Below are 5363 nucleotides of genomic sequence, written 5' to 3' on the forward strand. Positions count from 1 at the left end.
TCCTTCCCGCTGACCGTATCGTCGTGAGAGACCTTGGTGTCCACCCTCGAGGCGAGTTCCGCACAAGTGGAGCGGCCGTAGGCCAGTAGGTACATGGGCCGCGTGAGCGGCCTTTCCTTGTCGAACGCGGAGGACGTGTCTGAGCAGCGAGGGTGGACACCAAGGTGTCCCCGCGAGACGCCCAAGTGTACGAAGCGACGGCGAAGCCGAGCCCGCGAGGCCGAAGGCGAGCCATGCGCGAGGTGCGCGGTGCGAAAGATGCCCCGCCCGAAACCCGAGCGCCCGGGCCCCGGTAGTCCGCGAAGAGCCAAAAAAAAGGCACCCGAAGGTGCCTTTCGTGTTGCGCTGAGCGAGTCGATCAGTGCGCAGCGTCGCCGTTCGGATGCGCGTGGCCGTGCTCGATCTCTTCCGGCGTCGCGTCACGGACGCTCTGAACGTCGACGTGGAAGGTCAGGGTCTTGCCGGCCATCGGGTGGTTGAGGTCGACGTCGACGACGCTCGAGCCGATCTTCTGCACGACGACGACGCGGCTGCCGCCTTCCTTCAGCGAGAGGACGGTCGACGCACCCGCCTTGAGGCCCTTGCCCTGCTGCGGGAAGTACTTCTTCGGGACGCGCTGGGTCAGGCCGTCCTGGCGCGGACCGTAGCCCTGCTCCGGCTCGATCGTGACGTCGAAGGTGTCACCGACGGACTTGCCCTCGAGGCCGGCTTCCAGGCCCGGGATCAGCTGGCCGTGACCGAGCAGGATCCAGAGCGGCTCGCCCCCCTCCACCGAGCTTTCGACCTGCTCACCATTGACGGTGAGGGTGTAGTGGAACGAGATGACCTTGTCCTTGCCAGCCTGCATGATCGTTTCTACCGGATGAAAACCGGGCATTTTACCGGCCGCGAGGTCCGGCGTCACGCCGGATCACGCTTCTTTCCGAATCCCACGCCACGGGCCTCCGGCCCCAGCCAGGTGAGGAGCGCCAGCAGTAGCGCCACCACGCCAATCCAGGTGGACATGGCGAATGCGAAATCACCGCCACGCTGGCCCGCTATCCAGGTCTGGGCGGTCGCCGTGATGGCCGCCAAAAGGTTGCCCATCTGGTAGGCGAAGCCGGGCAAGGTGCCGCGCACGGCGTCCGGCGAGAGCTCGTTGAGGTGGGTGGGCACGACACCCCAGGCGCCCTGCACCATCACCTGGATGAGAAACGCACCCAGGCCCAGGAAGAGCAACGAACCGCCGTAGGTCCACAGAGGGATCACGGGGATAGCCAACAGGGCAGCGATGATGATGGCCTTGCGCCGGCCAATGCGCTCGGACAGAGAGCCGAAGGTCAGGCCGCCGAATAACGCGCCGAGGTTGAGCAGCGCGGTGAGCATGAAGGCCGTACCTGAGCCAGCCGGGATCTTCAGCGTCTCCTGCACGAAGGTCGGGTACATGTCCTGCGAGCCGTGGCTGAACATGTTGAAGGCGGCCATCAGCAGCATCATGTAGACGAACCGCTTCCAGTTGCCCCGCATGGAGACGAACACGCTTTCGCGGGCCTCGGTACGCCGACCTTCCCATACCGGCGATTCGGGCACCTTGCGGCGGATGTACAGCACGAGCAGCGCGGGCGCGGCACCGACAATGAAAAGGCCACGCCAGCCGATGTGGTCGACCAGCAACCAGTTGGCCAGGGCGGCGAGGAAAAAGCCGCAGGGGTATCCGCTCTGCAGCAGGCCCGACACGAAACCCCGCGATTTAGCCGGAATGGACTCCATCGCCAGCGACGCGCCGATACCCCACTCCCCGCCCATGGCGATGCCAAAGAGGAAACGCAGGCCAAGCAGGACACCAAGCGTCGGCGCGAACGCGCAGGCTACCTCGAGCACCGAGAACAGCACGATGTCGAACATGAGCACGGGGCGGCGGCCGTAGCGGTCGGCAAGCCGGCCGAAAAGGAGCGCACCGATCGGCCGGGCGGCCAGGGTCAGGAACAGGCCGTAGGTGACCTCCTGCTTGGAGACATGGAACTCCGTCGCCACGGCGAGGATGACGAAGGTCAGCAGGAAGTAATCGAACGCGTCGAGGGTCCAGCCAAGGAAGCTGGCGATGACGGTGTGCCGCTGGGTCGAATCGAGTTCGCGCAGCGCGGCGGGAAGCGGCATCAGATATTCCTCAACGCGGATTCGGGCGGCGCCGAAGTTAACACAGCGGGCGAAAATCCAACGACCGCTTGACGACGGGACCACGAGCCGTGGTTACACTGGGGCGCGTCGTCCCTCGACGGACGCCTTTCCACGACAGACGGAGGACTCATGAAGTTTTCGTACTCGCTCGTTTCATTCGCCCTGATCGCCGGCCTCGGCATCGGCACCGCCATTGCGCAGGACACCGCCGGCCCCAACGATGCGCCAGCGTTCTCGGATATCTCCAAGGACGGCAAGTACATCACGCGCGGCGATATCCCCAAGGATAACGAGCGCCTGAAGCAGCTTCGCATGCACATCGGCGACAACGACATGGACCACAACGGCAAGATCGACGAGAAGGAATACAACGTCTATCTGTCGAAGGACAATCCGCTCCAGAAGCACTAGTTATTCCGAATCGGCCGGGTACGGCACACGTGCCCGGCTCTTTCCAGGACGGAAATTACGCTTATGACTCCTGAAAGCCGCACACGGCGACGCATCGCCTCGCGGTTCAGTCGCCGCCGCGACCGGATCTACATCCACGGCAAACTGGCCACCGACCCCGTCTATGCCGCCACCGCGACCGCCATCGCCGGTCGGCGCCTGCCCCTGCTGGACATCGGCTGCGGCCTGGGCATCCTCGGCCACTACCTGCATGCCTGCGACGCGCTGGATGGCTACCTCGGGCTCGATCACGACCCCGACAAGATCGCCATGGGGCGGGCTGCCGCGGACCGGGCAGGATTGGGTGCGAGCATTTCCCTCAGCGAGGTGGATGCCACCACGCCCCAGGCCATCCGCGGGCACGTGGCCATGCTCGATGTCCTCCATTACCTGCCAGAGGACCGCCAGGCGGATCTGCTGGCCTATGCCGTGGACCACCTTGCCGACGATGGCGTACTGATCCTGCGCAACGTGATCCGGGACGGTACCTGGCGCTATCGGGCCACCGTGTGGGAGGAGAAATTCATCGAGGCGGTGGGCTGGATCCCTGGCGGGGCCCAGTATTTTCCGACCGAAGACGATATTCGCGGGGTGCTGGAGCCGCGGGGGATCCGGGTGGATTTCCGGCCGCTGTTCGGGCGGACGCCTTATAACAGCTACCTGATGACGGCTTCCCGGCAGAACTGATCGGGCGGTCAGCCGCCATTGGGCATTGTGCGCCGCAATAAGGTATACTCGGCGGGTCGTGCTTGCGCTCCGACTCCCTTGCGGACCCCCGGCGTGGAGAATCTCCCGCCCGTTCCCCCACCCTCGGAAGCGCGCTCGACACCGGCCAGCCTGCTGTCTTCGTCATGGTTAGCGGCCGCCAATCCATCGACTCGTAGTGCGGTTCCAGGGAACGCTCGAGTCACGCAGGAGCTTCACTCCATGTCTTTCGATTCGCTGGGCCTTGCGCCCGCGTTGCTGCGCGCCCTTTCCGAAGCCGGCTATGAAAAGCCGACCCCGATCCAGTCCGCAGCGATCCCGCTTGTCCTCGCCGGCAACGACCTTATGGCCGCCGCCCAGACGGGTACCGGCAAAACCGCCGCGTTCGCACTGCCGCTGTTGCAGCTGCTCTCCAAAGATGACCGTGGCGACACGCGTCGCCCGATCCGCGCGCTGATCCTCACCCCGACCCGCGAGCTTGCCGCCCAGGTGCAGGAAAACCTGCGCGACTACGGCAAGTACGTGCGCCTCTCCAGCACCGTCATCTTCGGCGGCGTTGGCATGGGCAACCAGTTGCAGGCACTGCGCCGCGGTGTCGACGTCGTCGTCGCCACGCCGGGCCGCCTGATCGACCATATGCAGCAGCGCTCGGTAGACCTTTCCAAGGTCGACATCCTGGTGCTCGACGAAGCCGACCGCATGCTCGACATGGGCTTCCTGCCGGCACTCAAGCGCATCCTCGCCGCCGTGCCGCGCCAGCGTCAGACGCTGCTGTTCTCGGCTACGTTCGCGCCGGAAATCAAGGCACTCGCGCAGCAGTTCATGCGCGACCCGAAAGAAGTGTCCACCACGCCGGCCAACTCCGTCGCGACCCTGGTCACGCACCGCGTGCACCCGGTCGATGCGGCGAACAAGCGCGACCTGCTCCTGCACATCCTGTCGCAGGACAGCCGCCGCCAGACGCTGGTCTTCGGCCGCACCAAGCACGGCGCCGACAAGCTCGTACGTCACCTGGAACAGGCCGGCATCAAGGCCGCTGCCATCCATGGCAACAAGAGCCAGAACGCCCGTACGCGCGCCCTGTCCGACTTCAAGACCGGCCGCGTCACCGTGCTCGTGGCGACCGATATCGCCGCGCGCGGTATCGACATCGACCAGCTGCCGGTCGTGATCAACTTCGACCTGCCGATGGTGGCCGAGGACTACGTGCATCGCATCGGCCGGACCGGCCGCGCGGGCGCTGAAGGCCAGGCCATCTCGCTGGTCAGCCATGACGAGTCGGGCCTGCTCCGCGACATCGGTCGTCTGCTCAAGACCGATCTCGAAGTCAGCAACGTCCCCGGCTTCGAGCCGAGCACGCCGCTGCGCATGGATTCCGGTGCGCCGCGTCCGAAGCAGCAGCCGCGTCAGCCGCAGGCCTCGCGCAACCAGGTCGGCCAGGGCCGCTCGGGTGGTGGTCAGGGTCGCTCGGCAGGCGGTCAGGGCCGTTCGCCGTCGAACGGTCAGGGTCGCCAGGGCGCAGCCGGTGGTGGCAGCGCGGGTGGCACGGCCGGTCGGCCGTCGTCGCACCGTCCGCACAGCCACTCGCCTGCAGGTACCGGCGAGAACACCGGCAACCACAAGCGTCGTCGTCAGCGTACGGGTCCGGCCACCAACAAGGCCTGATCGTTCGCTCAGCCCTGCGCCCTGATCTTCGCGGTAAGCACGTGGTCTTCCCACAGCCCCTCGATCTTCAGGTAGCGCTTGGCATAGCCTTCCTTCTCGAAGCCTAAMCGCGCGAGAAGGCGGCCACTCCGGTCATTGCGCGGCATGTAATTCGCCATCACGCGATGGAAGTCCAGAGGGCCGAACGCATAACGGATCGCGGCGTCCAGGGCTTCGACCATCAGGCCTTGGCCTTCGTGCTTTCGCGCGATGCCGTAGCCGAGATGGCAGGCCTGGAAGACGCCACGGACGACGTTGGCAAGTGTGAATGTCGCGATGATTTCGCTGCCGTCGGGCGTCAGTACGACGAACGGAAAGCCGCGATCCGCCCTTGCCGCTTCGAGGCC

The 5363-nt window shown here is 65.7% G+C and carries 6 protein-coding genes; 3 read left to right on the forward strand and 3 right to left on the reverse strand.

Annotated features, from left to right (window positions below):
- Positions 1-358 precede the first annotated feature (358 nt).
- Both AC1DSN_RS17740 and AC1DSN_RS17745 read right to left on the reverse strand, forming a co-directional pair.
- Positions 359-847 (reverse strand): FKBP-type peptidyl-prolyl cis-trans isomerase, encoded by a 489-nt coding sequence (locus AC1DSN_RS17740; protein ID WP_063573598.1) that lies wholly within the window; start codon positions 845-847, stop codon positions 359-361.
- 53 nt (positions 848-900) lie between these two features.
- The gene (locus AC1DSN_RS17745) at positions 901-2136 is read right to left on the reverse strand and encodes an MFS transporter (RefSeq protein ID WP_063573597.1); all 1236 of its coding nucleotides are present in this window, start codon (positions 2134-2136) and stop codon (positions 901-903) included.
- Positions 2137-2286: 150 nt separating this feature from the next.
- Here AC1DSN_RS17745 and AC1DSN_RS17750 point away from each other — a divergent pair, with 150 nt between their 5' ends.
- The 3 genes from AC1DSN_RS17750 (at position 2287) to AC1DSN_RS17760 (ending at position 4977) form a co-directional block, all read left to right on the forward strand.
- Positions 2287-2568, forward strand: a complete 282-nt coding sequence (locus AC1DSN_RS17750; protein WP_477297997.1) for a hypothetical protein — start codon at positions 2287-2289, stop codon at positions 2566-2568.
- A gap of 63 nt (positions 2569-2631) precedes the next feature.
- The gene (locus AC1DSN_RS17755) at positions 2632-3294 is read left to right on the forward strand and encodes a class I SAM-dependent methyltransferase (protein ID WP_213948430.1); all 663 of its coding nucleotides are present in this window, start codon (positions 2632-2634) and stop codon (positions 3292-3294) included.
- A gap of 240 nt (positions 3295-3534) precedes the next feature.
- Complete coding sequence (locus tag AC1DSN_RS17760) at positions 3535-4977, forward strand: DEAD/DEAH box helicase (RefSeq protein ID WP_213948431.1); 1443 nt, start codon at positions 3535-3537, stop codon at positions 4975-4977.
- 8 nt (positions 4978-4985) lie between these two features.
- Here the strand turns inward: AC1DSN_RS17760 and AC1DSN_RS17765 are convergent.
- Positions 4986-5363, reverse strand: a 378-nt coding sequence (locus AC1DSN_RS17765) for a GNAT family N-acetyltransferase (protein ID WP_477331965.1), incomplete at its 5' end; no start/stop codon positions are given.

This window comes from Luteibacter sp. P4_D7_3 (assembly GCF_056401735.1).

Bases quoted from the DNA above. Each gene is read 5' to 3' on its own strand.
- AC1DSN_RS17755 (WP_213948430.1), top strand. From the start codon at position 2,632: ATGACTCCTGAAAGCCGCACACGGCGACGCATCGCCTCGCGGTTCAGT.
- AC1DSN_RS17760 (WP_213948431.1), top strand. From the start codon at position 3,535: ATGTCTTTCGATTCGCTGGGCCTTGCGCCCGCGTTGCTGCGCGCCCTT.
- AC1DSN_RS17745 (WP_063573597.1), bottom strand. From the start codon at position 2,136: ATGCCGCTTCCCGCCGCGCTGCGCGAACTCGATTCGACCCAGCGGCAC.
- AC1DSN_RS17750 (WP_477297997.1), top strand. From the start codon at position 2,287: ATGAAGTTTTCGTACTCGCTCGTTTCATTCGCCCTGATCGCCGGCCTC.
- AC1DSN_RS17740 (WP_063573598.1), bottom strand. From the start codon at position 847: ATGCAGGCTGGCAAGGACAAGGTCATCTCGTTCCACTACACCCTCACC.